This window comes from Streptomyces sp. NPDC048291 (genome assembly GCF_043201715.1).
In the GTDB taxonomy this organism is placed as follows: Bacteria; Actinomycetota; Actinomycetes; order Streptomycetales; family Streptomycetaceae; genus Streptomyces.
The window spans coordinates 54,481-79,410 of sequence record NZ_JBICZC010000017.1 but is presented as its reverse complement, the minus strand read 5'-3'; the positions used below and the strand labels follow the sequence as shown (position 1 = coordinate 79,410).

Annotated in this window: 23 protein-coding genes; 16 read left to right on the top strand and 7 right to left on the bottom strand. The window is 72.3% G+C overall.

Features of this window, described 5'->3' with window-relative positions; genetic code table 11:
- Positions 1–31 precede the first annotated feature (31 nt).
- The 4 genes from ACGF5O_RS39685 (at position 32) to ACGF5O_RS39670 (ending at position 3,803) form a co-directional block, all read left to right on the top strand.
- The gene (locus ACGF5O_RS39685; protein WP_393814797.1) at positions 32–1,627 is read left to right on the top strand and encodes a GMC oxidoreductase; all 1,596 of its coding nucleotides are present in this window, start codon (positions 32–34) and stop codon (positions 1,625–1,627) included.
- On the top strand, positions 1,624–2,232 hold the full coding sequence (locus ACGF5O_RS39680; protein ID WP_393814796.1) for a nucleoside deaminase: 609 nt from the start codon (positions 1,624–1,626) through the stop codon (positions 2,230–2,232). The genes ACGF5O_RS39685 and ACGF5O_RS39680 overlap by 4 nt, the downstream gene beginning before the upstream one ends.
- Positions 2,229–3,206 carry a sugar phosphate isomerase/epimerase family protein gene (locus ACGF5O_RS39675; RefSeq protein ID WP_393814795.1) on the top strand — a complete coding sequence of 326 codons (978 nt, stop codon included), beginning with the start codon at positions 2,229–2,231 and terminating at the stop codon, positions 3,204–3,206. Before ACGF5O_RS39680 ends, ACGF5O_RS39675 begins: the two co-directional genes overlap by 4 nt.
- A gap of 114 nt (positions 3,207–3,320) precedes the next feature.
- Positions 3,321–3,803 (top strand): hypothetical protein, encoded by a 483-nt coding sequence (locus ACGF5O_RS39670; RefSeq protein ID WP_393814794.1) that lies wholly within the window; start codon positions 3,321–3,323, stop codon positions 3,801–3,803.
- Between the two features lie 52 nt (positions 3,804–3,855).
- Here ACGF5O_RS39670 and ACGF5O_RS39665 read toward each other — a convergent pair whose 3' ends face one another.
- A complete protein-coding gene (locus tag ACGF5O_RS39665; RefSeq protein WP_393814793.1) occupies positions 3,856–5,322 on the bottom strand; it encodes an MFS transporter in 1,467 nt (488 codons plus the stop codon).
- 314 nt (positions 5,323–5,636) lie between these two features.
- Between ACGF5O_RS39665 and ACGF5O_RS39660 the strand changes: the two genes are divergently transcribed.
- Both ACGF5O_RS39660 and ACGF5O_RS39655 read left to right on the top strand, forming a co-directional pair.
- Positions 5,637–6,140 carry a winged helix-turn-helix transcriptional regulator gene (locus ACGF5O_RS39660; RefSeq protein ID WP_393814792.1) on the top strand — a complete coding sequence of 168 codons (504 nt, stop codon included), beginning with the start codon at positions 5,637–5,639 and terminating at the stop codon, positions 6,138–6,140.
- 85 nt (positions 6,141–6,225) lie between these two features.
- Positions 6,226–6,747: a PaaI family thioesterase gene (locus ACGF5O_RS39655; RefSeq protein WP_393814791.1), complete on the top strand. Its 522-nt coding sequence runs from the start codon at positions 6,226–6,228 to the stop codon at positions 6,745–6,747.
- Positions 6,748–6,815: 68 nt separating this feature from the next.
- On the opposite strand, the gene ACGF5O_RS39650 is transcribed toward ACGF5O_RS39655, so the two are convergent.
- The 4 genes from ACGF5O_RS39650 to ACGF5O_RS39635 all read right to left on the bottom strand — a co-directional run bounded on the left by ACGF5O_RS39650 (position 6,816) and on the right by ACGF5O_RS39635 (position 9,616).
- Positions 6,816–6,944, bottom strand: coding sequence for a hypothetical protein (locus ACGF5O_RS39650; protein ID WP_393814790.1), 129 nt, complete (start codon positions 6,942–6,944; stop codon positions 6,816–6,818).
- Between the two features lie 122 nt (positions 6,945–7,066).
- Positions 7,067–7,858 carry an SAM-dependent methyltransferase gene (locus ACGF5O_RS39645; RefSeq protein ID WP_393814789.1) on the bottom strand — a complete coding sequence of 264 codons (792 nt, stop codon included), beginning with the start codon at positions 7,856–7,858 and terminating at the stop codon, positions 7,067–7,069.
- A 116-nt stretch (positions 7,859–7,974) separates the two neighbouring features.
- Complete coding sequence (locus ACGF5O_RS39640; protein WP_393814788.1) at positions 7,975–8,670, bottom strand: M24 family metallopeptidase; 696 nt, start codon at positions 8,668–8,670, stop codon at positions 7,975–7,977.
- Between the two features lie 13 nt (positions 8,671–8,683).
- Entirely contained in the window at positions 8,684–9,616 is a 933-nt protein-coding gene (locus ACGF5O_RS39635; protein ID WP_393814787.1) for a winged helix-turn-helix transcriptional regulator, read from the bottom strand.
- 101 nt (positions 9,617–9,717) lie between these two features.
- Here ACGF5O_RS39635 and eno point away from each other — a divergent pair, with 101 nt between their 5' ends.
- A complete protein-coding gene (gene eno, locus ACGF5O_RS39630) occupies positions 9,718–11,001 on the top strand; it encodes a phosphopyruvate hydratase (RefSeq protein WP_393814786.1) in 1,284 nt (427 codons plus the stop codon).
- Between the two features lie 199 nt (positions 11,002–11,200).
- Here eno and ACGF5O_RS39625 read toward each other — a convergent pair whose 3' ends face one another.
- Entirely contained in the window at positions 11,201–12,277 is a 1,077-nt protein-coding gene (locus ACGF5O_RS39625; protein WP_393814785.1) for a Ppx/GppA family phosphatase, read from the bottom strand.
- A gap of 256 nt (positions 12,278–12,533) precedes the next feature.
- Between ACGF5O_RS39625 and ACGF5O_RS39620 the strand changes: the two genes are divergently transcribed.
- Entirely contained in the window at positions 12,534–12,956 is a 423-nt protein-coding gene (locus ACGF5O_RS39620) for a molybdopterin-binding protein (RefSeq protein ID WP_393814784.1), read from the top strand.
- Between the two features lie 18 nt (positions 12,957–12,974).
- Here the strand turns inward: ACGF5O_RS39620 and ACGF5O_RS39615 are convergent, their stop codons facing one another.
- Positions 12,975–13,979 carry a cytochrome c oxidase assembly protein gene (locus tag ACGF5O_RS39615; protein ID WP_393814783.1) on the bottom strand — a complete coding sequence of 335 codons (1,005 nt, stop codon included), beginning with the start codon at positions 13,977–13,979 and terminating at the stop codon, positions 12,975–12,977.
- Between the two features lie 148 nt (positions 13,980–14,127).
- Here ACGF5O_RS39615 and ACGF5O_RS39610 point away from each other — a divergent pair, with 148 nt between their 5' ends.
- The 8 genes from ACGF5O_RS39610 to ACGF5O_RS39575 all read left to right on the top strand — a co-directional run bounded on the left by ACGF5O_RS39610 (position 14,128) and on the right by ACGF5O_RS39575 (position 24,854).
- Complete coding sequence (locus tag ACGF5O_RS39610; RefSeq protein WP_393814782.1) at positions 14,128–14,730, top strand: hypothetical protein; 603 nt, start codon at positions 14,128–14,130, stop codon at positions 14,728–14,730.
- A gap of 152 nt (positions 14,731–14,882) precedes the next feature.
- A complete protein-coding gene (locus ACGF5O_RS39605; protein WP_393814781.1) occupies positions 14,883–15,563 on the top strand; it encodes a hypothetical protein in 681 nt (226 codons plus the stop codon).
- 85 nt (positions 15,564–15,648) lie between these two features.
- Entirely contained in the window at positions 15,649–15,804 is a 156-nt protein-coding gene (locus ACGF5O_RS39600; protein ID WP_393814780.1) for a hypothetical protein, read from the top strand.
- Between the two features lie 171 nt (positions 15,805–15,975).
- On the top strand, positions 15,976–16,950 hold the full coding sequence (pstC, locus tag ACGF5O_RS39595; protein ID WP_393814779.1) for a phosphate ABC transporter permease subunit PstC: 975 nt from the start codon (positions 15,976–15,978) through the stop codon (positions 16,948–16,950).
- 2 nt (positions 16,951–16,952) lie between these two features.
- Positions 16,953–18,458: a phosphate ABC transporter permease PstA gene (pstA, locus tag ACGF5O_RS39590; RefSeq protein ID WP_393814778.1), complete on the top strand. Its 1,506-nt coding sequence runs from the start codon at positions 16,953–16,955 to the stop codon at positions 18,456–18,458.
- On the top strand, positions 18,458–20,152 hold the full coding sequence (gene pstS, locus ACGF5O_RS39585) for a phosphate ABC transporter substrate-binding protein PstS (RefSeq protein WP_393814777.1): 1,695 nt from the start codon (positions 18,458–18,460) through the stop codon (positions 20,150–20,152). Before pstA ends, pstS begins: the two co-directional genes overlap by 1 nt.
- Complete coding sequence (locus ACGF5O_RS39580) at positions 20,149–22,743, top strand: hypothetical protein (protein ID WP_393814776.1); 2,595 nt, start codon at positions 20,149–20,151, stop codon at positions 22,741–22,743. The genes pstS and ACGF5O_RS39580 overlap by 4 nt, the downstream gene beginning before the upstream one ends.
- A 116-nt stretch (positions 22,744–22,859) precedes the next feature.
- Entirely contained in the window at positions 22,860–24,854 is a 1,995-nt protein-coding gene (locus ACGF5O_RS39575; RefSeq protein ID WP_393814775.1) for an Ig-like domain repeat protein, read from the top strand.
- Positions 24,855–24,930 lie beyond the last annotated feature (76 nt).

Sequence of the window (24,930 nt, the reverse complement as noted above, 5' to 3'; positions counted from 1 at the left end):
CTCCCCCACGCCACCGACCTACGGAGTCTCTGTGACCGACACCCCCCACAGCCATGTCCTGATCGTGGGCAGCGGCATCATGGGCGCCCTCGTGGCCCGGCTGCTGCGCGAGTCCGATCCGGCGCTGCGGATCACCATGGTCGACGCCGGCACCCCGATCGGCGACGCCCCCGGCCGGCACCTGCACGACCTCGACGACCCCGGCCTGTGGGCCCGCTACAACGAACGGGTCGCCACCGGCATCCAGGGCATGTACACGGGAGCCGAGGTGGTGCGCAAGGTCCCCGGCAGCCTCACCGCGCTGCCGCCGGGCATGTACCACGCGCTCGCCTTCGGGGAGGACGCCGAGGCGATGCCGCAGGCCGCGCTCGCCTGGAACGCGGGCGGCATGGGCGTGCACTGGACGGCCGCGACGCCCTGGCCGGCCGGGCACGAGGTGTTCGACTTCGGGGACCCGGCCGGCTGGGCCGAGGACCTCGCCACCGCACGACGGCTGCTCGCGGTGACCCCGGCCGCGATCGGCCCGACCGCGACCGGGCACCTGGTCCTCGACGTGCTGCGCCGCCGCTACGACGGCATCGGGCCCGCCGACCGGCGCCCGCAGCCGATGCCCATGGCCGTCGCGGCGACGGCCGCCGGGCCCATGCCGCGCACGGCACCCGGGACGATCTTCCCGGCGCTCGCGACCGGCACGGACCCCGCCTTCACCCTGGTCACCGGCACGCTCGTCACCCGGCTCCTGGTCACGGACGGCCGGGTCACGGGCGCCCGGCTGCGCCGGATAGCCGACGGCGTCGACGGCATCGACGGCATCGATGGCGCCGAACGCGAACTGCACGCCGACGCCGTCGTGGTGTGCGCCGACGCGCTGCGCACCCCGCAGCTGCTGTTCGCCTCCGGCGTCCGGCCGGACGCCCTGGGCCGCCGGCTCAACGAGCACGCCTTCATCACCGCCCAGGTGCTGCTCGACCTCGACCGGTTCGGCATCGGCCTCGACGACCTCCCGCTGCCGCGCCCCGGCGAGTTCAGCACCGACTCCCTGTGGCTGCCGCACAACGGCACCGCGCAGCCGTTCCACGGCCAGATCATGAACCGGACGTACGTCGACGAGGCCGGCCGGCCGCTCGCCCACTCGGTCGGCATCTCGCTGTACGTCCCGTTCGAGTCACGTCCGGAGAACCGGCTGGTGTTCTCCGAGTCGGACACGGACCTGGCCGGAATGCCGCGGATCGGCGTCGAGTTCGCCGCCTCCGCCGCCGATCGCCTGCTGACCGACCGGGCGCTGGACGAAGTCCGGTCGCTGGCGGAGGAGTTCGGTCCCTTCGATCCCGGGACGGAGAGCGCGCTGCTCCCGCCCGGCTCCTCGCTCCACCTGACCGGCACCGTCCGCGCCGGCCTCGCCGACGACGGGACCAGCGTGTGCGGCCCGGACGGCAGGGTGTGGGGCCACGACAACCTGTACCTCGCCGGCAACGGCGTGATCCCCACCGCGATGGCCGCCAACGTCACCCTGACCGGCGCGATCACCGCCGTACGGGCCGCCCGCGCCGTCACCGCGCAGACCGCGCAGACCGCTCACCGGCGGGACGCCGCGCGCACCGCCCCTCGACAGAAGGACTTCGCATGATCGACATCGTGAGAGAGTTCCGGCTCTCGCTGCCCGCGTGGATCGACGACGAACTGGCCGACGTGCCCGCCGTCGTCCCCGACCGGGCGGACCGGATGCGGCTCGTGCACCGGCTCGCGGACCGCAACTGGCGCGAGGGGAACGGCGGTCCGTTCGCCGCGCTCGTCGCCGAGCAGGACACCGGCCGCATCGTCTCGGTGGGCGTGAACGTCGTCCTGGCCTCCGGCGTCTCCAGCGCCCATGCCGAGGTCCTCGCGCTCGGCCTCGCCCAGCGGGCGACCGGCGGCTGGGACCTGGGCGGCGAGGGTGTCCCGGCCCACGAACTGGTCGTCAACTGGCGTCCGTGCGTGCAGTGTTACGGCGCCACGCTGTGGTCCGGGGTGCGCGGCCTCGTGGTCGCCGGGGAGGGCCCGGAGCTGGAGGAGATCACCACCTTCGACGAGGGCCCGCTCGGCGCGGACTGGGCCGAGCAGTTCGAGGCCCGCGGCATCAAGGTCGTGGGGGACGTGCTGCGCGAGGAGGCGCTGACGGTGTTCCGCGCGTACCGGGAGGCCGTCGACGGGGACCGGGTCGCCGTCTACAACGCCCGGGGAGGCTCCGAGTGACACCGCGCTTCGCCACCGACGTCATCACCTTCTACCACCCCGACTTCTGGGGGCTCGACTCCGCGGACGCGGTGCGCGACTGGGCCCTCGCCCACCCCGTGGCCTTCTGGGAGCGGGTGCTGGCGGCGCTGGCCGAGTCCGGCGTGACCGGCATCGAGCTGACCTTCGCGCCCGGCGACATCGCCTCGGCGGTACGCGCGTTCGGCGGCGCGGCGGCGTTCCGGCGCGAGCTGGCGGCCCGCGGGCTGTCCGTGGTGAGCGCCTTCGTCGCCGACGGCGCCGCCCCGGACTGGCGGGACGAGGCCGGCCTCCCGGCGATCGTCGCCGACGCGGAGCGCCGCGCGGCCTTCCTCGCCGAGGCCGGCGCGGGCATCCTCGTCGCCGGACTGCCGATGCGCAGGACGTTCGGGACCCGCCCGCCGTTCTTCGTCGACGCCGCCTACATGAACCGGATGGCCGCCGTCGCCCACGCCGTCGGCGAGGCCGTCGCCCGGCACGGGGTGCGGCTCGCGCTGCACACCGAGTCCAACAGCACCCTCTGGTACGAGCGGGACATCGACCTGTTCATGGCCCTCACCGACCCGCAGTACGTCTGGCTGTGCCCCGACTCCTGCCACATCGCCCTGGGCGGCGGCGACCCGGTCGCCGTGGCCCGCCGCCACGCCCCGCGCATCGCCCTGGCCCACTGGAAGGACGCGGTCGCACCGATCGACGTACACCTCACCGTCGACGAGACCGTCTACTCCCGGCAGCAGCCGTACATGGCCGAACTGGGCCAGGGCACCGTGGACTGGCGGGGCTGGGCAGCGGCCATGTCCCGAACGCCGGGCGCAGGGACGGTCCTCATCGAACTCGACGAGGCGCCCGACCCGGTGTCCGCCCTCCGGACGGGAACGGCCGTCGCCCGGGCAGCGATCACCGCGGCCGCGCACGCTCTCCCACGGCCGACGCCTACGACGCCGGTGGCACCGTAGGCCGGGGGCAAAGCCTTTCGTGGGCTGTTGATCTCCGCCGCGGCGAACCCGACACTGTGCTGGTTGTGTGGCGTGCCCCCATCGGGGCCGCCGACGGAGGGGAACCGACGGAACATGAGCAGACCGATACCGGGCACCGTCGAAGTCGCGGTGCGCCACATCCTCAGCGACAAGACGACCGGCATCCTCACCAGGACCCGCAGGATCACCTGGAAGGACAGCGTGTTCCGGGTGCGCCGCCCGGCGTCCGGCACCCAGAGCGTGGAACTGACCTGCCCGGTCTGCGACGCCTCCCTGCTGGCCGAGGTCCGCACCGAGACCCGTACCCGCCGGACCGGCGCCGTCCTGCTGGTCCTGGCCGCCCTGAGCGTCGTCGTCTTCGTCGCGGCGTTCGCCTACGCCGTCCACGAGGGCGGCCGCACCCTGCCCGAGGGCCAGTCGCTGCCGACCGCGTTCCCCGTCAGCGTCGTCTCGGTCTTCGTCACGTTCGTCGCCGCCCCGGTGCTCTTCCTCCGGGGCCGCCGCTACAACGGCGTCAGCATGCTGGACGCCCCCAAACCACGCCGGAGGCACGGCATCGTCCCGGTGCGCGGCTGAGCACCGGAGGCCGCGCCCCGGGCACGACGCACCGCGGGTGAACCACGACGGCTCAGTTCGCCGACGCGGTGGTGTGGTGCGGGCGGTTGCGTATCAGGAGGGCCGAGACCAGGGCCGCGCACAGGAAGACGGCGGCGACGACGGTCATGCCGGCGTGGACGCCGGAGGTGAAGGCGTCGCCGACCGCGGCGGTCACCGGGGGCGGGGTGGCCCCGTGGCCGCCGGTGCCCGTGGCGACGGCGTGCTCGACCGCGGGCCAGGCCACCCGGGGGACGTGGTGCGCTTCGAGCCGGTCGGGCAGCCGGGACTGGAGCCGGCTCGCGAGCAGTGCGCCGAGGAGGGCGGAGCCGGTGACGGAGCCGATCTGGCGGAAGGCGTTGACGGCTCCGGAGGCCATGCCGGCGTGTTCGTGGGAGACGCTGACCAGCGCGGCGGCGGTGCTGGGCGCGGCCACCATCCCGGACGCGGCGCCGAAGAGCACGTACAGCCACCACACCCGGGCGTAGGGGGTGGTCGGATCGACTGTGGTGAATCCGGCCGTGGCGGCGGCTCCGACGAGGAAGCCCACGGTGAGCGGGAGTTTGAAGCCGGTACGGCGGATCACGCGCCCGGTCGCGTAGGCGACGACGACGTACACGCCGAAGAAGGCCAGCAGCCGCCAGCCCACGTCCAGGGCGGACAGCTGCTGGACCCGCTCGTAGAAGAGCACCGACAGGATGGCCACCCCGGTGAAGCCGAACAGGGAGACGGCCGCGACGAACATGACCGCGCTGAAGGACGCCGACCGGAACAGGCTCATGTCCAGCATGGGGGTACGGGCGGACCGCTCGACGAGGACGAAGCCGCCCAGGGCCACGGCCGCGAGGATCCAGGCGGTGAGGATCCGGGGGCTGGTGTAGCCGTCGTGCCCGCCTTCGATGAGGGCGTAGACGAGGGCGGCGATACCGACGGCGGCCAGGATCTGGCCGGGGATGTCGAGTTTGCCGGCGGGGCCGCGGGACTCGGCGACGAAGACGGCGGCGGCCATGGTGACGACGGCGAGGGCGGCGGTCGACAGGAAGACGGTGTTCCAGTGGAAGTGGCCCAGCAGGGTGCCGGCGATCAGCGGACCGGCCGCGAGCCCGATGCCGGAGGCGGCGGCCCAGGCGGTGACGACCTCGGTGCGCCGGTGCGGGTCGGGGAAGGCGGCGCCCAGGATGGCCAGGCTGTTGGGCAGGATGAGGGCGCCGCCGACGCCGGAGATCAGCTGGCCGGCGATCACGCCTCCCGTCGAACCCGAGGCGTAGACCGTGAGCGATCCGACGATCATCACCACGGCGCCGGCGAGGAAGGCGCGCTTGCGGCCGTAGAGGTTGCCGATGGTGCCCGCGGACATCACCAGACTGGCCACGAGCAGGGTGTACGCGGAGGGGATCCAGACCAGGCCGGTCGGCGAGACGTGCAGGTCGTCCTGGATGGCCGACAGGGCCGACACCGACGCGGTGATCAGCAGGAAGGTCGTCATGGCACCCAGGCACATGGCGACGAGCGTGACGGTCGCGGAGCGCCGGGAGGGCTGGTGGGGCCGGTGAGTCCCATGGGAGGGGAGGGGGTCGCCGGGATGTCGGCCGGTCGGCTTGAGCCGGCCCGGGGCGGGGGAAGGGGTCGGGGCGTCGGGGGCCATGGTGTCCTCGTCTCGGAGCCGGGCTGCGGGCAGCGGACAGCGGTCAGCGGAAGGGCGGTCGGCGGCGCCGTCGCGGATCCCAGCTGACTTACGATTGCAGAAGTCAGCCGTGACGCTATAGGCTGACTTCGCATGAGGCAAGCCAGCTGCGGGGCACGGAGGACGGAACGATGGACGGCGAGCTGAAGGACCCGCTGCAGGACCGGGACGCCTGGTCCATGGCCAACTGCTCCGTCGCCCGGACGCTGGAGATCGCCGGCAACAGGACGGCGCTGCTGATCATGCGCGAGGCGTTCCTCGGCACGCGCCGGTTCGACGACTTCGCCCGGCGGGTCGGCATCGGCGAACCCGCCGCCTCGGCCCGCCTGAAGGAACTGACCACCGCCGGACTGCTGGAACGGGTGCCCTACCAGGAGCCCGGCCAGCGGACCCGGTACGCCTACCGGCTGACCGAGAAGGGACGGGACTTCCTGCCCGTCCTCACGGCGCTGCGGCAGTGGGGCGACACCTGGGCCGCGGACGAACAGGGGCCCCCGCTGGTCGTTCGGCACAAGGACTGCGGCGCCGAGGTGCACGCGGTGCTGCGCTGCGACGACGGCCACGACGTGCCGCGCGGGGCGTCGTCCGTCGAGGCCGGGCCGGGCCTCATCCGCGTCGCCCCGGACAGCCCCTGACCCCCACGGCACCGGGAAACACACCACCGAAGCACTCGGAAGTACGACGCCGAAGCACCACACCGAAGCACCACGAGGAGTTGCCTTGACGCACGACGCCGGCCCCGGGCAGGGGTCCAGGTCACGTACGTTCGGCTGGGACGATCCCGCCGTCTCCGCCGCAGCCGTCCCGCACCACAGCGGCCTCGACTTCCTCCGCGAGATCCTGGCCGGGCGGCTGCCCGCGCCGCCGATAGCCGCCACCCTGGGCTTCACCCTGGAGGAGGCCGAGTACGGCCGGGCGGTCTTCGTGCTGGTCCCGGGCGAGGAGCACTACAACCCGATCGGCAGCGTCCACGGCGGCGTCTACGCCACGCTCCTCGACTCGGCGGCCGGCTGCGCGGTGCAGTCGGTGCTGCCGCAGGGCACGGGGTACACGTCGATCGACCTGACGCTGAAGTTCCTGCGCCCGGTCACCGTCGACACCGGCAAGGTCCGCGCCATCGGCACGGTCCTCAACAGCGGCCGTCGCACCGCCCTCGCCCAGGCCGAGCTCCGCGACTCCGAGGACCGGCTGCTGGCCCACGCCACCAGCAGCTGCATGCTCTTCCCGGTCCCGGCCCGCTGACCGCCGACCGCCGCAGGTTCACCCGCAGGAACCCCGCCGCCCCCAACCACCGTACGAGCGGCAGGACTTCAGTCACCGGTGGGGCGGTCGGGCTCGTCGGCGGGCTCCGTGGGTGTGGTGGGCAGGGGGCGGACACTGCCGACGACCAGGGCGGCCGCGACGAGCAGGGCCGCGACGACGGCCAGGGCGCGGAGCACGGTGATGTCGTGGCCCAGGAGGCCGATGGCGGGGGCCCGGCGAGGAAGGCGCAGTGGACGGACACGGCTTCGCCGATCCGAGGAACCGGTGTGCCCGGGGTGGCCCGGGGCCGTGAGCCGGGTCAGCGGATGCGGGCGACGCCCGCGTAGATGCCGGCGTCCGGCTCCTGGGCCGGGGCGGGGGCGGAGCCGAGCCAGTGCGTCGACGTGACCAGGCCGGGGGAGACCAGGTCCAGGCCGTCGAAGAAGCGCTCCACCTCCGGGCGGGCGCGGAAGGCGAGTTTGATGCCGCCCTTGGCGTACTCGGCGACGACCTGTGCGGCGAGCTCCGGGTACACGTCGGAAGCGGCGTGCGACAGGATCAGGTAGCTGCCCGACGGCAGGGTGTCGACCAGGGCGCGGACGATCCCGTGGGCGTCCTGCTCGTCGCTGATGAAGTGCATCAGGGCGATGAGGGAGAGGGCGACCGGGCGGTCGAAGTCCAGGACGTGCCGGGCGTGCCGGACGATCGCCTCCGGGTCGCGCACGTCGGCCTGGATGTAGTCGGTCGCGCCCTCGGGCCGGCTGACCAGCAGCGCCTCGGCGTGCCGGAGGACGATCGGGTCGTTGTCGGTGTAGACGACCTTGGCCGACGGCACGATCTTCTGCACGATCTGGTGGAGGTTCGGCTCGGTCGGGATTCCGGTGCCGATGTCCAGGAACTGGTCGACGCCCTGCTGGGCGAGGTACGCGGCGGCCCGGTTCATGAACTGACGGTTCTGCCGGGCGGCGTCCCGAGCCTCGGGCGGCAGCTTCTCGCCGACGGCCTCGTCGACCGGGTAGTTGTCCTTGCCGCCGAGCAGCCAGTCGTAGACCCGCGCGGGGTGCGCCCTGCTGGTGTCTATCGGCAGGGACGGCTGAGGGCTGGTCGTCATGGCAACTCCATCGCGCCGGGGAGACGGTGAGAGACCGAGGTCGTGGTGATCGTACTCGGGCATCTCATCTGCCCTGGCCACGGGGCGACTTGGGCCCACGACGACAGGTGGACCCTTCAGAGGGTGAGCAGTTCCTCGTGGAAGCCGCCGAACCGCCGCTCCGGGGCGAGGAGATGGATCTCCAGGATCCAGTGGCAGGTGCGGCCCGCCTTGTCGGTGCGGCGCAGCGGGGTGTCGTTGCCGGGCGTGATGTACGACTCGACGTCGGCGCCGTCGATCGTCTCGTGCGGGAACTCGCCGACCAGGTGCCCGGCGTGCCAGCCGCCCAGCTCCCAGCCGGCCTCCTCGGCGAGCCGCTCGACCTCCGCGTACAGCCGCGCGCCGGTGATGTCCGGGTCGGCCTCGAAGAACCGCCGGCCGGCGGCGAACACCCGGGGGAGGTCGGCGCGGAGGCGGTGCTTGACCGGGTCGTCACCGAGGACGAAGGTACGGCCGAAGTCGGCCTCGTACTCCTCGAAGATCGGCCCGAAGTCGGCGAAGACGATGTCGTCCGCGCCGATCACCCGGTCCGGCGGGTTCTCCCGGTACGGCAGCACGGTGTTCGGCCCGGAGCGCACGATCCGCTTGTGCCAGTGCCGGGTCGTGCCGAACAGCTCGTTCGCCAGGTCCCGGATCCGGTCGCTGACCGCCCGCTCCCCCGCACCGGGCACGACGAGCCCGCGCTCCTCGATCTCCGCGAACAGCCGTACGGCCTTGCCCTGGGCATCGAGCAGGCGCGCCGCGCGCGTGGGTTCGTCATCCGCATCCGCCATGGGCCGAACCTAGTCAGCCCCGGTCGTCCCGGGCAACGGGGTTCCGCAGGGCCGTGGCCAGCCGGAGGCTCTCCTCGACGGCGTACGGGAGGTCGGTGACCGGGAAGAGCGTGTGCCGTACGGTCCGTTCGGCGTCGACGACCAGGATCAGGCGCTTGTGCCGCAGCCGGCCGGCACCCCGGAAGACCGGCAGGCGCAGGGCCGCGGCCAGCCGGTGGGCGGCGTCGGAGAGGAGCGGGTACGGGAGCCGCTCGGCGCGGGCGAACTCCTGCTGCTCGTACGGGAGTTGGGTGCTGACACCGCGTACGTCGACACCCGCGCGACGGAAGTCGGGCCAGGCATCCCGGAAGAGCCGGTTCTCCAGTGTGCAGCCGGCGGCACCGGGGATCGGGCCCCATTCGACGCCGGTGCCGGGGTAGGCGAACAGCACGGTGGCGGGGGCCCGGGGTGAGACGACGGGGAGGTCGGCGTGGGGAAACTCGGCGCGGGGGAGGTCGGTGTCTTCCGCGCCGGGTGCGGTCCCGACGGTCGCCGGGAGTTCGAGGCCGTCCGGCAGGCGGGTGCCCGGCAGAGCGTGGACGCGGGCGTGTTCGGCGCCGTCGGCGTCCGCCGTCGCGGTGAGGGTGCCGTCGCCGAGGGCCCAGCGGTCGCCCCAGTCCTGCATGGCGACGAGCACCGGGAGCAGTGCCGTACCGGCGTCGGTGAGCAGGTACTCGTAGCGCACCGGACGCCGCTGGTACAGGGCGCGCCGCAGGACACCCTGGGCGACCAGCCCGCCGAGCCGCTCGGTGAGCACCTTCCGGGACAGGCCGATCTCGGCGGCCAGCGCGTCGAACCTGACGTGTCCGCGGGCCACCTCCCGCAGCACCAGCACGTTCCACCAGTCCCCCAGGACCAGCGCGGCCCGGGCGACGCCACACGTCTCGTCGGCGTTGTGCATCCTCATGCACCCATAGTAAGTTCCCTTTCGAGACTCACTTTGTTTCCAATCGGAACTTACCGCCCACCGGTGAACCGAGCCGCGGGCCAGGCGTGAGGAGTTGCACCGTGACCGCCATCAGCCGCGTCGTCGCACGGGAGATCATCGACAGCCGGGGCAACCCCACCGTCGAGGTCGACGTGGAACTCAGGGACGGCTCCCTCGGCCACGCCGCCGTCCCGTCCGGGGCCTCCACCGGCGCGAGGGAGGCCGTGGAACTCAGGGACGGCGACCCGGCCCGCTTCCACGGCAAGGGAGTCCTGCGCGCGGTCGACGCCGTCAACGAGAGCGTCGCGGACGCCGTCGTCGGCCTCGACGCCGAGGACCAGGCCACCGTCGACCGCACGATGACCGAACTCGACGGCACCGACACCAAGTCCCGCCTCGGCGCCAACGCCCTGCTCGGCGTCTCCCTGGCCACCGCCAAGGCCGCCGCCACCGCCCACCGCCTCCCGCTGTACCGCTACGTCGGCGGGATCGACGCCCGCCTCCTCCCGGTCCCGATGATGAACATCGTCAACGGCGGCGCCCACGCCGACAACCCGCTCGACTTCCAGGAATTCATGATCGCCCCGATCGGCGCGGCCACCTTCACCGAGGCCGTCCGGATGGGCTCCGAGGTCTTCCACACCCTGCGCGGCAACCTGCTCGCCGCCGGCCACAGCGTCAACGTCGGCGACGAGGGCGGCTTCGCCCCCGACCTGCGCACCGCCGAGGAAGCCCTCGACTTCGTCGTCCGCGCCATCGAACAGACCGGCTACAAGCCCGGCACCGACATCACCCTCGTCATGGACCCGGCCAGCTCGGAGTTCTTCCGCGACGGGGTGTACGACTACACAGGCGAGGGCGTCCGCCGCACCCCCGCCGAACACGCCGACCACCTGGCCACGCTCGTCGACCGCTACCCGGTCGCCTCGATCGAGGACCCGATGGCCGAGGACGACCACACCGGCTGGCGCGACCTGACCGCCCGGCTCGGCGACCGCGTCCAGCTCACCGGCGACGACGTCTTCTGCACCAACGAGACCCTGCTGCGAGCCGGCATCCGCGACGGCATCGCCAACTCCGTCCTCGTGAAGGTCAACCAGATCGGCACCCTCACCGAGACCCTCGCCACCGTCGCCACCGCCCACCGCGCCGGCTACACCGTCGTCATGTCCCACCGCTCCGGCGAGACCGAGGACACCACCATCGCCGACCTCGCCGTCGCCACCGGCTGCGGCCAGATCAAGACCGGCTCCCTCTCCCGCGCCGACCGCACCGCCAAATACAACCAACTCATCCGCATCGAACAGGACCTGGGCCCCCAGGCCCGCTACGCAGGCACCGAGGCCCTGGGCCTGCGCCGCTGAGCCGAGGGGACCAGCGGGCGGGTCCGGCGAAGCCCGCTGCGGTTCGGCAGCGCCATCGAGGGCGCGAGCCGTAGTGCCCCGTCAGGAGCGCTGGGGGTCCCCCGGCCGAAGGCTGGGGGAGGAACGGCGCGACAAGCCACCACGGCGCCGCAGACGGCAGACGGGCGCATCGCGGCGCTTCCAGCGGAGCGCCCAGCCGTCAGGGTTCAGGTGACCGGGTCGGCGGGGCGCTCCGGAGCGGCAGCAGGCTGACGCCGTTCGCGGCCGACCCGTCCCGGCCCCCGTCACGTCGCTCCCCGTCCCGGTTCGCCCCGTGCGTCGTCTCGGTGTCGGACCACCACTCGGCCCACCAGTCGGCGCCGTCCTCCAGGTAGCGCAGCAGGATGCCCTCGCGCAGGGCCCAGGGGCAGATCGCGAGGCTCCTGACGCCGCTCAGCTTCATCGCGGTGTGGCCGACGACCGCTCCCGCCAGGCTCTGCCGGGCCCGGGGCGCGGAGATGCCGGGCAGGCCGGAGCGCTCGGTCACCGGCAGGGCGGCCAGCCGGTCGCTCGCGCGGCGCAGGTCCCCCCGGCGCAGGGTCCGCTCGGCGAACGGGCCGTTCCGCCCCGGGGCCGCGCCGCACAGCCGGGCCAGCTGCTGGAAGGTGCGGGAGGTGGCGACGACGGTGTGCGGGTGCTCCCAGCGGATGCGGGCGGTCGCGTCGCGCAGCTGATGGCGGGCCCGGCGGCGCAGGGCACGCAGTTCGTCCGGCGTCGGCGGGCCGTCGTGGCCGAGGAACTCGTTGGTCAGCCGGCCCGCCCCGAGCGGCAGCGAGACCGCGAACTCCGGCATCCGGCCCCGCCCGAAGGCCACTTCGAAGGAGCCGCCCCCGATGTCGAAGACGGCCAGCGGCCCGGCCCGCCAGCCCATCCAGCGCCGGACGCCGAGAAAGGTGAGCTCGGCCTCCACCTCGCCGGGCAGCACGCACAGCCGTACCCCGGCCTCCTCGGCCACGGCCCGCAGGACGGCCGCGCGGTCGGGTGCGTTGCGGACCACGGCGGTGGCGAACGCCAGGGGTTGCGGGGCACCCCACCGGCGGGCGACCTCGACGGCCTTGCGGAGCGCCCTGACCAACTGCTCGGTGGCCTCCGCCCCGAAGTACCCGTCGGCCCCGACCTGTTCGGACAGGCGGAGCTTCCACTTGGCGGTGTGCACCGGCAGCGGCACCCCGCCCGCCGCGTCGGTCACCACCAGCCGGACCGTGTTCGATCCCGCGTCCACCAGGCCCACTCTCATGGGGCTTCACGTACCCAGTGCGGCCGGGGTGATGCGGTACGCGTACGGAAGTTGTGCGCCGGAAGGCACGAAGGTGTGCACAGGCGTGTGCACAGCCGTGTGTACGGACGGGGGACGCCGCGGCGGTCGCCTGCCCGCCCGCGGACGCTCCGCCCCTGCCTGACGGACCCGCCGCGCCCGACCGGCTAACTTGTGGAGTCGACATCAGGACGAACCCCGACAAACCATCTCTTCCTCTACCGTTAGGCGGCCCGCCATGAGCCTGAGCATCCGCAACCAGATCCCCGGCACCGTCACCGCCGTCACCCCGGGCGAGGTGATGGCGACCGTGAAGGTCCGGCTCGACGGCGGCCAGGAGCTGACCGCGGCGATCACCCTGGAGGCGGTCCGGGAGCTGGGGCTCGCCGAGGGTTCGGCCGTACGCGCGATGGTGAAGTCCACCGAGGTCGCCCTAGCCACCGGCCGGGTGCCGGGTGTGTCCATCCGCAACCAGCTGCCCGGCACGGTCAGCGACGTGGCCACCGGCGGGGCGATGGCCACGGTCAAGGTCGCCGTGGACGGCGGCCATGACCTCACCGCGGCGATCACCAGGGACGCGGTCGGCGATCTCGGTCTGACGGCCGGTGCGCCGGTCGTGGCGCTGATCAAGGCGACCGAGGTGTCCCTCGCGACCGCGTGACCCGCTCGGGCGCGCCGGTCACTTCTCGCCGTGCTGCCGCCGGATCCTGGCGGCCACCTCGTTCTCCTCCGTCTCCCACCAGGGGCGGACCCGCTCGGCGGCAGAGGCCGCGGTGGCAGGGGCGGCGGCCGTGACGGCCGCAGGGGCGGGGGAGGCCGCGGGGACCACGGCGAGCTGCTCGTCCAGGTGGCGGTCGAGGGCCGCCGTCTGGACGCGCTCCGCCCGCGCCCACTGGAAGAGGAGCGCCAGCAGGAACGGCAGGGCGACCAGCTCGGCGATGCTCAGCATCGCGCCGCCGCCGATCTGCTGGTCCTGCCGGACGTCGGGGGCCCAGGACGGGTGGTGGTGCAGGTACCACGCACCGGCGATCAGCGTGCCGTGCGTCATCACGACGACCCCGGGGACCGCGTCGATCACACCGTCCAGGAAGACCAGGGCCGCCCGCACCGGATGGGTGCACCAGGCCGGCAGGGTCTCCTCGCGGGTCAGGACCGGTACGACGAAGAGGCAGCCCGCGACCAGCAGGTGCAGGTACATCAGCTCGTGCAGCCAGCCCACGCGCAGCGCGGTGGCGAAGTACGGGGTGAAGTAGACGGTCAGCTCGGTGGCGAGGACGAGGGCCGTGCTGACCAGCGGGAAGGTCAGGAGGCGGACCACGCGCCCGGTCATCGCGCGACGGACCCGCGCCGCCGCACCCGCCGGCAGCGCCTCCACCGCCAGCCGCAGCGGGTCGCCGAGGGCCAGGCCGAGCGGGGCCAGGAGGTCGAGCAGGATGTTCTGCACGGCCGCGGGCCAGAACAGCACCTGGTCGTAGACGGCCAGGCCGGACATCGTCGCGACGACCAGCGCGCCCAGGCCCAGCACCACGAAGGCCGCGGAACGCGCGGGCGACCAGGCCCCGCCCCCGGCGCGCACGCGTCGCACGCCCCAGCCGTACAGCCCGCCCAGGGCCACGACCAGCAGCAGCGCGGGTACGTCGAGCTGCCACGACGTCAGCAGCCGGCCCACGGTCAGCTCGGCCATCCGGCTCACGCTCCTTCGGTCGGGGACGAAACGGGTCAGGACAGTCCACGCGACGCTATACCCGTCCTGCTTCGCCACCGCATCGGGGCTCGTGCAGAATCGGCGCAATCACCGCGCGGTGATCGGCACGGTTCTCAAGGGGGGATCCATGTTCGGAAAGCGGCTCATAGTGAGCGGAGCCATCGCGATTCTGATCGGCACGCTCGGCGCATGCTCCGGAGGCTCGGACGGGAGCGGTAACGGGAACGGAGTCGACAACGGCGTCAACGGCGTCACCCAAGGACAGGACGACACAGGGACGGGGACGGGGACGGGCACCGGCTCCGGCACCGGCACCGGCTCCGGCGGCACCGCGTCCGCCCAGGACGACACCGTCCGCGGGCTGAAGGACTCCGTGCGGCACATCACCCCGAAGACCACCCGGGCCACCCGCCCCCGCCTGGTGAAGAAGTGCACCACCGCCACGCGCCGGGTCCGGCACAGTTCCAGCAGCGGGACCGGCAGCAGGCGCAAGACCCGTACCTGGTACACGACCGAGCGGTACCGGTCCTGCACCAGGGTCCACCGCGGCACCGAGACCTACCGGAAGACGGTCCGCACCGAGAAGTGGTGCGTGGAACTGGACGACGTGAACGGCGACAAGCGGCGCGACGACGTCTGGTACCGGGTCGGCCGCCCGGTCTACGGCGACGCCCTCGCCGCGGACGAGCACGCCCGGCTGGAGTTCTCGCCGGTCGCGGACGGCTGCTGAGCCGTCCGCGACCGCGTCACAGTTCTGTGCCGGACCGAGGTGAGCGTTGTTCGCCTTCGTTCGACCGTGCCTAAGGTGATCAGCACGGCTCGCGGATCTTGACCACCTCCGTCGCCGTACAGGGGACGCGAGAGCACGGGGGCTTTTTCATCATGGGGGAACGATCCGTCACGCCCCGGCGCCTGCCGACGCGGCCGGCCGCCGCGCTGCTGGCCGCCGCCGGAATCGTCGCCGGGGTGCTGGTCGGCAGGCCGGGGCTGGAGTCGGTGGCGGGGTGCGGGACGTCGGGGGACCTGTATCCGTCGCAGACCGCGAAGGACTGGGTGTCGTACGCCGACCACGTCGTCGTCGCCAGTCCGACCGGGGAGCGCGAGACGAACCGGCGGACCTACGCCAAGGGGCCCGTGGCCTACGCGATGGACCGGCTGGTGAGCTTCCGGACGGACAGCAGGCTGTGGTCGCGCACCTCGCCCCGGCACGCCCTCGGCGCCACCTTCGACATGGTGGCGCCCGGCTGGGAGGTCTACCGGTCCTCCGGCACCCGCGTCGCGGAGATGGCGACCGACGCGCCCCGCCTCCAGGTCGGCCACACCTATCTGCTCGCCCTGCGCCGGCACGAGGGCGGCTGGGCGGTCCTCGGCGAGGGCGGGGCGGTGCCCTTCGACGACCACACCGGCGACCAGGGCGAGTGGTGCGGACGCGTGCTGAGCAAGGAGGACGTCGCCGAGGGCGAGCGCTTCTCCCGCCGCGCCGACCACAGCCTGGAGAAGGCACTGCTGGGACAGGACGAACAGGCCGCCAGAAGCGCCCTGGACCGCGCGGCCCGCAGCTGAACCCCGCCCCACGGTTCTTCACGTCCGACCACATCCGGCCACATCAGGCCACGTCCGGCCACGTCCGGCCACGTCCGGCCACAGGGTGGTACGACTGTCCCTGTCCTGCCCGGGCGAACGCGACCTGACCGAACTCGCCCTGCCCGCCCGCCTCCTGGGCGGCGCGGGTGCCGGACGGCTCTCGTCCCGCCTGACCCTCCAGTACACAGGCACCCACATCTCCCCCACCGAAATGGCATGAACAGTTCACCTGCTCTCCATGTTCGACGCGTTGGTGCGCAAGGAACCGGCCATTGACTCAACCCGCGCGGCAACCCGTTGGAGCCGTGTAGGGGGCAATTCGTTTCCGTATAGGGGGGGCACAGTGGTGTCCGCGCTCAAGGGTTCCGCAGGGGCGGAATCCGAAAGACCCGTGCCCAGGCAGCTGTCGGCCGCCCGGGGGCTCGGGGACCGGATCTTCCGGGTCCAGTTGACGGCCTCCGGCGTCATCGTCCTCGCCATCATGGCTGCCGTAGGGCTGTTCCTGCTGCTCCGGGCCGGACAGGCGCTGCGGACCAGAGGGATCTGGGACTTCCTCACCACCGCCGAATGGCAGCCGGACGTGCACCGCTTCGGTATCGCGGCCGTGCTCACCGGCACCCTGCTGATCGCAGCCGTGGCCGTCACCATCAGTGTGCCGCTGGCCCTCGGGACCGCGCTGTTCATCTCGGACATCGCACCCCGCCCGCTGCGCCGCACGCTGGTCTCCATGGTCGACCTGATGGCCGCCGTGCCGTCCGTGGTCTACGGCCTGTGGGGCCTCTTCTTCCTCCAGCAGCACGTGATCGGGCTGTCCCGGTGGCTGTCGGACTGGTTCGGGTGGATCCCGTTCCTGCACGTCGACGGCACCCAGCCGGGCGAGCCGCTGGCCTCCCAGAGCGTCTACACCGCCTCCACCTTCGTGGCCGGCATCGTCGTGGCCCTGATGGTCGCGCCGATCCAGTGCTCGGTGATGCGCGAGGTGTTCGCGCAGGCGCCGGCCGGTGAACGGGAGGGCGCCTACGCGCTCGGCGCCACCCGCTGGGGCATGATCCGCGCGGTCGTGCTGCCCTACGGCATGGGCGGGATCATCGGCGGCACGATGCTGGGCCTGGGCCGCGCGCTCGGCGAGACCATCGCGGTCTACCTGATCATCTCCCCGGTCTTCACCATCCAGCCGCACATCCTCCAGACCGGCTCGAACTCCGTCTCCTCCCTCATCGCCCTGCACTACGGCGATGCCTCGACCTTCGGCATGTCGGCGCTGATGGCGGCGGGCCTGGCGCTGTTCCTGCTCACCCTGGCGGTCAACTTCACCGCCTCCTCGATCGTGGCGCGGTCACGGTCCGGCGCACAGAGCGAGGCGTGACGATGACCGTCGTAGACCTTGAGAAGGGCGCTCCCCAGGACGCCCCGCAGGACGCCCCCAAGAGCACCACCGTCATCGCCTCCGCGGAGATCTCGGCGGCCTCGGCCGCCGCGCTTCCCGACCTGCCGCGCCGGATCGGCGGGGTCACCCGCTCCGGTGTGCTGTCGGTGTTCGGCGCCGCCGCCTCCGGGCTGTGCGTGACCGTCCTCCTCTTCGGCGAACTCGCACCGTTCTCCGGCGCATTGGGGTTCTTCGTCACCGCCTACCTGGCTTTCCTAGGTATCTACGCGGTGTTGACAGGGCTTGAGGAGGACGGGCAGGCGGTACGGGACCGGGTGATGACCGTCGTCCTGTGGTCGGCGGGCGGCCTGATGTTCGCCGCGCTCACCATGGTCGTCGGCTTCACCGCGTGGCGCGGCCGGGAGGCCCTGCCGCACGCCAACTTCTTCACCCAGGACATGCAGGCGGCGGGCCCGCTCGACCCGCTGACCAACGGCGGCATCGCGCACGCCATGCTCGGCACGCTCATCATGATCGCCATCGCGCTGGCGATCACGGTCCCGCTGGGCCTGGCCTGCGCGGTGTACCTCAACCAGATACCCGGCCGCTTCTCCCGGTTCGTCCGCACGATCGTCGAGGCGATGACCGCGCTGCCGTCCATCGTGGCCGGCCTGATGGTCTACGCGGTCTGGATCCTCGGCCTCGGCATGCAGAAGTCGGGCCTCGCGGCCGGCTTCGCGATCAGCGTGATGATGCTGCCGATCGTGATCCGCGCGGCGGACGTGGTGCTGCGCCTGGTGCCGGGCAACCTGACGGAGGCCTCGGAGGCCCTGGGCGCGCCCCGCTGGCGGACGGTGTGGCACGTGGTCCTGCCGACGGCCCGCTCGGGCCTCGCCACCGCCGTCATCCTCGGCACGGCCCGCGGCATCGGCGAGACCTCCCCGGTCCTGCTCACGGCGGGCTTCACGGCGGCGCTCAACGCCGACCCGACGAACGGCCCGATGGTCTCCCTCCCGCTGGCCGTCTTCAACTTCGTCAAGTCCCCCGAGCCCACGATGATCGCGCGCGGCTTCGGCGCGGCGGCGGTCCTGATGGCACTCGTCCTCGTCCTCTTCGTGATCGCCCGCGTGATCGGTGGCCGCGGCCCCGGCCACCAGAACAAGCGCCAGGCCCGCAGGGCGGCGAGGGCGTCCCGCCGGGACACCACGAGATTCGCGGACCTCCACACGCCGGGGCTGCAGTTGTTCGAGACCGGTTCGCCTGAAGGCGACGGCGGGACCGAGCGCCCCGAAGGGGGCGCGGGGTTGCATCAGTCAGCGGCTCCGCCGCGGAGCGTGCCCAACCCCGACGCACCGGCAGCCGACGACGGCGAGCAGTCCCCCGAAGACAACGCACCCGCACCCGCCGACGGCGAACCCGCCCCACAGGGGCCACCCGCACCTGACAACGAAACTCGCACGGGTGGTGCGGGTGGGAACACAGACCCTGCAACAGGAGACAGTCACTGATGTCCAGCCAAGTCATCAACGCCCTGAGACGGCTGGGCATCCTGGCCGCACTGCTCGGCATCATCGGCACCCTCGCCGGGACCCCGGCCGTCGCCGACTCCTACACCCCCATCGCCGGCGCCGGCTCCACCTGGGCCGAGAACGCCGTCGACCAGTGGCGGCGTGACGTCAACAAGAACGGCATGCGCATCAGCTACGCCGGCACCGGTTCGTCGGACGGCCGCCGCCAGTTCCTGTCCGGCACCGTCGACTTCGCCGTCTCCGACATCCCGTTCCAGACGAACCCCACCGACGGCAGCGCGGCCGAACGCCCCGCGAAGGGCTCGTACGCCTACATGCCGATCGTGGCCGGCGGCACGGTGTTCATGTACCACCTCACCGTCAACGGCAAGAAGGTCACCAACCTCCGCCTCTCCGGCGACGTGGTCACCAAGATCTTCACCGGGGTCATCAAGAGCTGGGACGACCCGACGATCAAGGCCGACAACCCCGGCCTGCAGTTGCCGCACCGCAGCATCGTCCCCGTCGTCCGCTCCGACGGCTCCGGCTCCACCGCGCAGTTCACGATGTGGATGGCGAACCAGCACAAGTCGCTGTGGAACGCCTACTGCGCCAAGGTCGGCCGCTCGGGATCGTGCGGGCAGACGTCGTACTACCCCACCGTCTCCGGCATGATCGCCCAGTCCGGTGACCTCGGCGTCGCCGGTTACGTCGCCCAGAACTACGGCGAGGGCGCGATCGGGTACGTCAACTACTCGTACGCGCTCAACGCGCACTACCCGGTCGCCAAGGTCCTGAACCACGCGGGCTACTACACCGAGCCCACCCCGCAGAACGTGGCGGTCTCCCTCCTCAAGGCGAAGATCAACACCAACAAGAACTCGGCGGACTACCTCACCCAGCAGCTCGACGGCGTCTACAACGACAGCGACAAGCGCAACTACCCGCTGTCCAGCTACTCGTACATGATCCTGCCGCTGAAGGTGCAGGGCACCTTCACCGAGGCCAAGGGCAAGACGCTCGGCGCGTTCTCGTACTACTTCATGTGCCAGGGCCAGCAGCAGGCGCCGAACCTCGGCTACTCGCCGCTCCCGATCAACCTCGTCCAGGCCGGCTTCGACCAGATCCGCCGGATCCCGGGCGTGCAGGCGCAGAACATCAACATCAAGAACTGCAACAACCCGACCTTCACGGCCAACGGCGAGAACCGGCTCGCGCAGACCGCGCCCTACCCGGCCGCCTGCGACAGGAAGGGTGCCGCGCCCTGCACCAGCGGCAGCGGCGGCGCCACGACCAGCTCCGGCAACAGCAGCGGCGGCTCCACGGGCGGTTCGACCGGTTCCACCGGCACCGACTCCAGTGGCGGCTCCACCGGTGGCGGCACCGGCACGGGCGGCAACAGCGCCCAGCCCTCCGTCGACCCGGACACCGGCCAGACCATCTCCCCGAACGGCGGCACGGGTACCGCCTCCGGCGGTACCGGCGCGGGCGCCGACGGCACGGTGGCCCTCGCCCAGCCCGTCGCCGTGGCCACCGGGCACGGCTGGACCGGCACCCAGACGCTGATGCTGCTGGCCGCGGTCCTGGTCTTCGGCCTGCTCCTGCTGCCCTCGATGGTCTCCCGCCTGGTCGGCAGCAAGGCCGCCGGCAACGCCAACGGCACCAGCCGCTCCGACGACGGGAATTCGCGATGAGACGCACCCGGATACGCAACGCGCTGATACGCCTGCTGGCCGGCGCCACCGTCGGCGCCCTCGCCGGACTCGCGGTCGCCCAGACCGCCCCCACGGCCGCCGCGGCCACCGACTCCGCGGTGACCGTCTCCGGGCGCGGCGAGTTCAAGGACATGAGGTTCACGGTCTCGCAGACCAAGGACCTCACCAGCCAGGCCGTCACGGTCAGCTGGACCGGCGGTACCCCGACCACCTTCGCGGGCACCTCGTTCAACACCGACTTCGTGCAGATCATGCAGTGCTGGGGCGACGACGACGGCACGGTCCCGTCCAACCCGGGCCCGTCGCGCACCCAGTGCCAGTACGGCGCCTCCCCGACCACCAACCGCACCAGCTGGCCGGGCAACGGCCAGGACGACACCCGGCAGATCTTCTACAGCGCCGACCCCACCAACTACGGCCAGGACAACCGGTACGGCGCCGCCAACCCGAACGCCCCGGGCGAGGTCCCGTTCAAGTCGGTGGACGGCACCACGATCACCACCAACACCCAGAACAACGCGCTGTTCAACTACAACACCACCAACGAGATCGACTTCGGCCGCACCGGCACCAACGGCACCGGCAAGGAGTTCTTCGAGGTCCAGACCGCCAACGAGGCACCCCACCTCGGCTGCGGCATCCCCGTCACCACCGGCGGGGTCACCAAGCCCCGCTCCTGCTGGCTGGTGATCGTCCCGCAGGGCCACCTGGACCTGGACGGCAAGCCGTACGCGGACCAGAGCCAGGTCAACGCCGGCTCCCCGGTCTCCTCCACCAACTGGAACAACCGGATCGCGGTCAGGCTGGACTTCAACAGCGTCGGCAGCAACTGCGCCCTCGGCGCCGAAGAGCGCCCCACCACCGGCAGCGAGCTGGCGGCGGACGCGATGACCAGCTGGCAGGCCCAGCTCTGCTCGGTGGGCAAGGTCTACGGCTACACCGAGCTCGGTGAGCCCGACACCCGGTCCCGGCTGATCTCGGACGCCTCCTCCACGGGCCTGGCCTTCACCACCCGGAAACTGGGCGCGGACGCGGGCACCAGCGCGCCGTCGGGGACGACGACCTACGCACCGGTCGCGCTCTCCGGAGCGGTCATCGGGTTCACGATCGAGCGCAGACCCAGGTCCGACGCGCCGGACAGCATCAGGAAACTCGCCGGCACCAAGGTCGAGTCCATCAAGCTCGACCAGCGCCTGGTCGCCAAGCTGCTCACCGAGTCGTACCGCAACTCCCCCTGGGGTTCGGTCATCAACGGCACAGCGGCCAAGGGGTACGGCTGGACGAAGAACAACCCGGCCGGTATCGCCTCCGACCCCGAGTTCATCGCCCTGAACCCGGAGTTCCAGTACCTGTCGGTCGCCGAGACGCCGGCCACCGACACCGACCTGATCACCTCGCTCGGCCACTCCGACACCGCCCGCGCGATCTGGCAGTGGATCCTCGCCGACAAGGACGCCCGGCAGTTCCTCGCCGGTGTCCCCGACGACGACGGCATGCGGGTCAACCCGTACTACAGCACCAACGCCGACCTGAACCCGACCGGTATCGCCTTCGACCCGTCGAGCACCGACGACTACCCGAAGAGCGACCCGTGGTGCACGGTGCCGCCCGGCTCGGACGCGCCGTCCACGGCCACCCAGTGCATGACCGACTTCCACCCCTACGTGGACGACATGCACTCCGGCGCCCTGCACACCCGGCGCGCGGACACCCTGTGGAAGTCCAGCTGGGACGCGCTGTCCAGCCCGCAGTCGTACAAGAGCCCGGGCCCGCAGACGGTCGGCTCGCGCTTCATCATCACGATCACGGACACCGCCTCCGCGGCCCGGTACGGCCTGCAGACCGCGGACCTGAAGAACACCGCCGGCAAGTACGTGGCCCCGAGCACCGCCAGCCTGACCGCGGCCGCCGCGACCGCCACCGGCTCCGGCGTCGCCGAGATCACCCCGGCCAACGCCACCGCGAAGGGCGCCTACCCGCTCGCCGAGCTGGTCTACGCGGCGGTCCGGCCCGGCAAGGAGAGCAAGGCGGCGCGCCAGGACTACGCGGCCCTGCTGCACTACGCCGCCGCGACCGGCCAGACCCCGGGCGCCGACCCGGGCAAGCTGCCCGACGGCTACGCCCCGCTCTCCTCGAAGCTGCGCGCCCAGACCGTCAAGGCGGCGAACTCGCTGCTCACCTACACCGGACCGACCTCCACCGGCGGCTCGGCCGACGGCGGCGGAACCGACACCAGCGGCGGCGCCCCGTCCGGTACCGACGGCGTCAACGGCGGCGCGACCGGCGGCGCCGGCACGGGTACGCCGGCCGACGGCGCCAGCACCTCGCCCAGCGCCAAGCCGTCCTTCGACGGCGGCAAGGCGCTGGAGACCACCGCGGCCGGCAACACCCCGGCCGACCCGGCCACTCCGCTGCGCTATGCGGTGCCGGTCGGGGCGGCGCTCGGGGCAGTCGCCGGAGTGGGCGCGCCCTTTGCCGGCGGCAGGCAGCTGTCGATCGCCTCCGTGACGACGGCAGTGCGTCGGCTGCGGGTGCGTCGTGGCCGGCCGCGCAGTTCCCCGCGCCCCTGAAGGGGCGCCCACAGACGGCCGTCCGCCCCGAAAGGCAGTCGGGGCGGACGGTTCGCACCACCCTGCCAGATCCTCTGGCAACACCCAGCTAGCTAGCTCTCGTCAGGAGACTCTCGATGCGCAGAATGCGCTCTTCGGCGGCGTTCGTCGCCGCTGCCGTGGTGGCCGGCGGCCTCGCCCTCGCCACCCCGGCGGTCGCCGACCCGGACGCCGGTGCCTTCCGCCAGCTGGTCGGCGTCGGCTCGGACACCACCCAGGACGTCCTCAACGCCCTGGCCGGTGACACCGTCAACGGCACCAGCTACTCCGGCACCGCCGTGAAGTCGGCGAACGGCGCGGGCATCGCGTCGTACGACGCGATCGAGCCCGGCACGGGCTCCACCACCTCCTCCATCAAGACCCGCACGGGCGGCCCGTCCTTCCTGCGCCCGAACGGTTCCGGCAACGGCCGTCTCGCCCTCAGCGAGGCGCTGACCGGCGACAAGTACCCGACCAGCGCCGGTGTCTCGATCAGCGGCCAGGTCGACTTCGCCCGTTCCTCCGGCGGCCCGTCCGTCTCCGGCACCGCGCTGACCTACATCCCGATGGCGCGTGACGCGGTCGGCGTCGCGGTCAAGGGCTCGGCCCTGGACACGCTGACCGCGGACCAGCTGCACGACATCTACTCGGGCACGCTCACCACGGTGAACGGCCAGACCGTGCACCCGAGGATCCCGCAGGCCGGCTCCGGCACGCGCAAGTTCTTCCTCGCGGCGATCGGCCTGACCGACGCCACGCTCTCCCCGAACGTCACCACCGTCCAGGAGAACCAGGCCAACGCGGCCCTGACCGAGGACGGCGCGCTCGTCCCGTTCTCCGTCGGCTCCTGGATCGCCCAGATCAACGGCGTCTCCCCCGACTACAGCAAGACGGCGGCCGCGGCCGGCGGCCACCTGGCCTCCATCCAGCTGCCCGGCGACACCGGTGGCGCCACCAGCCCGGTCACGACCGTCAACGGCAAGCTGTCCCCGGTCAGCGCCTACTACGAGAACTCGACCTTCGGCCGTGACGTCTACAACGTCGTCCCCAGCCGCGCGATCGACACCAACAGCATCTTCTTCGACAAGGACCTGTACGACGTCTTCGTCACCAGCGGCAGCCACACCGCCGAGCTGGCGTCGGACGCCGCCGAGTCGGTCATCGCCAAGTTCGGCTTCGTCAACGAGTCCTACAACGGCTCGATCTCCCAGGCCAAGCACGCCAAGGTCGGCGGCCTGGAGGAGTCCGGCGTCGACGCCTCGGTGCCCGGCGCCCCCACGGTGAAGGCCACCGTCGGCGACGCGAGCCTGAAGCTGTCCTGGACCGCCCCGGCCGCCACCGCGCTGCCGGTCACCGACTACCGGATCACGCTGACCGGCGCGGACGGCGGCGTCGTCGCCATCAAGGACGTCGCGGCCTCCACCACGTCGGCCTCCTTCACCGGCCTGACCAACGGCACCTACACCGCCACGGTCACCGCCAACAACCTCAACGGCACCGGCGCGGCCGCCACCTGGACCGGCGCGGTCAAGTACGCGAGCAAGACCACGGCCACCGCCGCCACCACCGCCTACGGCAAGACCCCGAAGGTCGTCGTCACCGTCACCGGCTCGCACAGCGTGAAGCCGACCGGCAAGGTCACCGTCAAGGACGGCACCACGGTCGTCGGCACCGGCACCCTGGACTCGTCCGGCAAGGTCACCATCGGCCTGTCGAACCACCTCAAGGTCGCCACGCACTCGCTGTCGGTGTCGTACCCGGGCACCTCCAAGCTGAACGCGTCCTCCACGACCGTCTCCCTGAAGATCACCAAGGCCACGGCGTCGGTCTCCACCTCCGCCCCGACCTCGGTGAGCCACACCGCCAAGGGCAAGGTCACCGTCAAGGTCACCGCGACCGGCACCACCCCGACCGGCACCGTCCGCATCTACCAGGGCTCCAAGGTCATCGCGACCGGCACCCTGAGCAGCGGCAAGGTCACCGTCACCCTGCCGAAGCTGGCCAAGGGCAAGCACACCCTGCACGCCTTCTACGTCGGTTCCACGACCGTGAACTCGAAGACCGGCGCCAACTTCACCATCACCAGCAAGTGACCGCCTGACGGGCCCGCCGGGAGCCTCCCACGGCTCCCGGCGGCCCCTCACTCATTCCCCGATAGGAGGCGGGCCG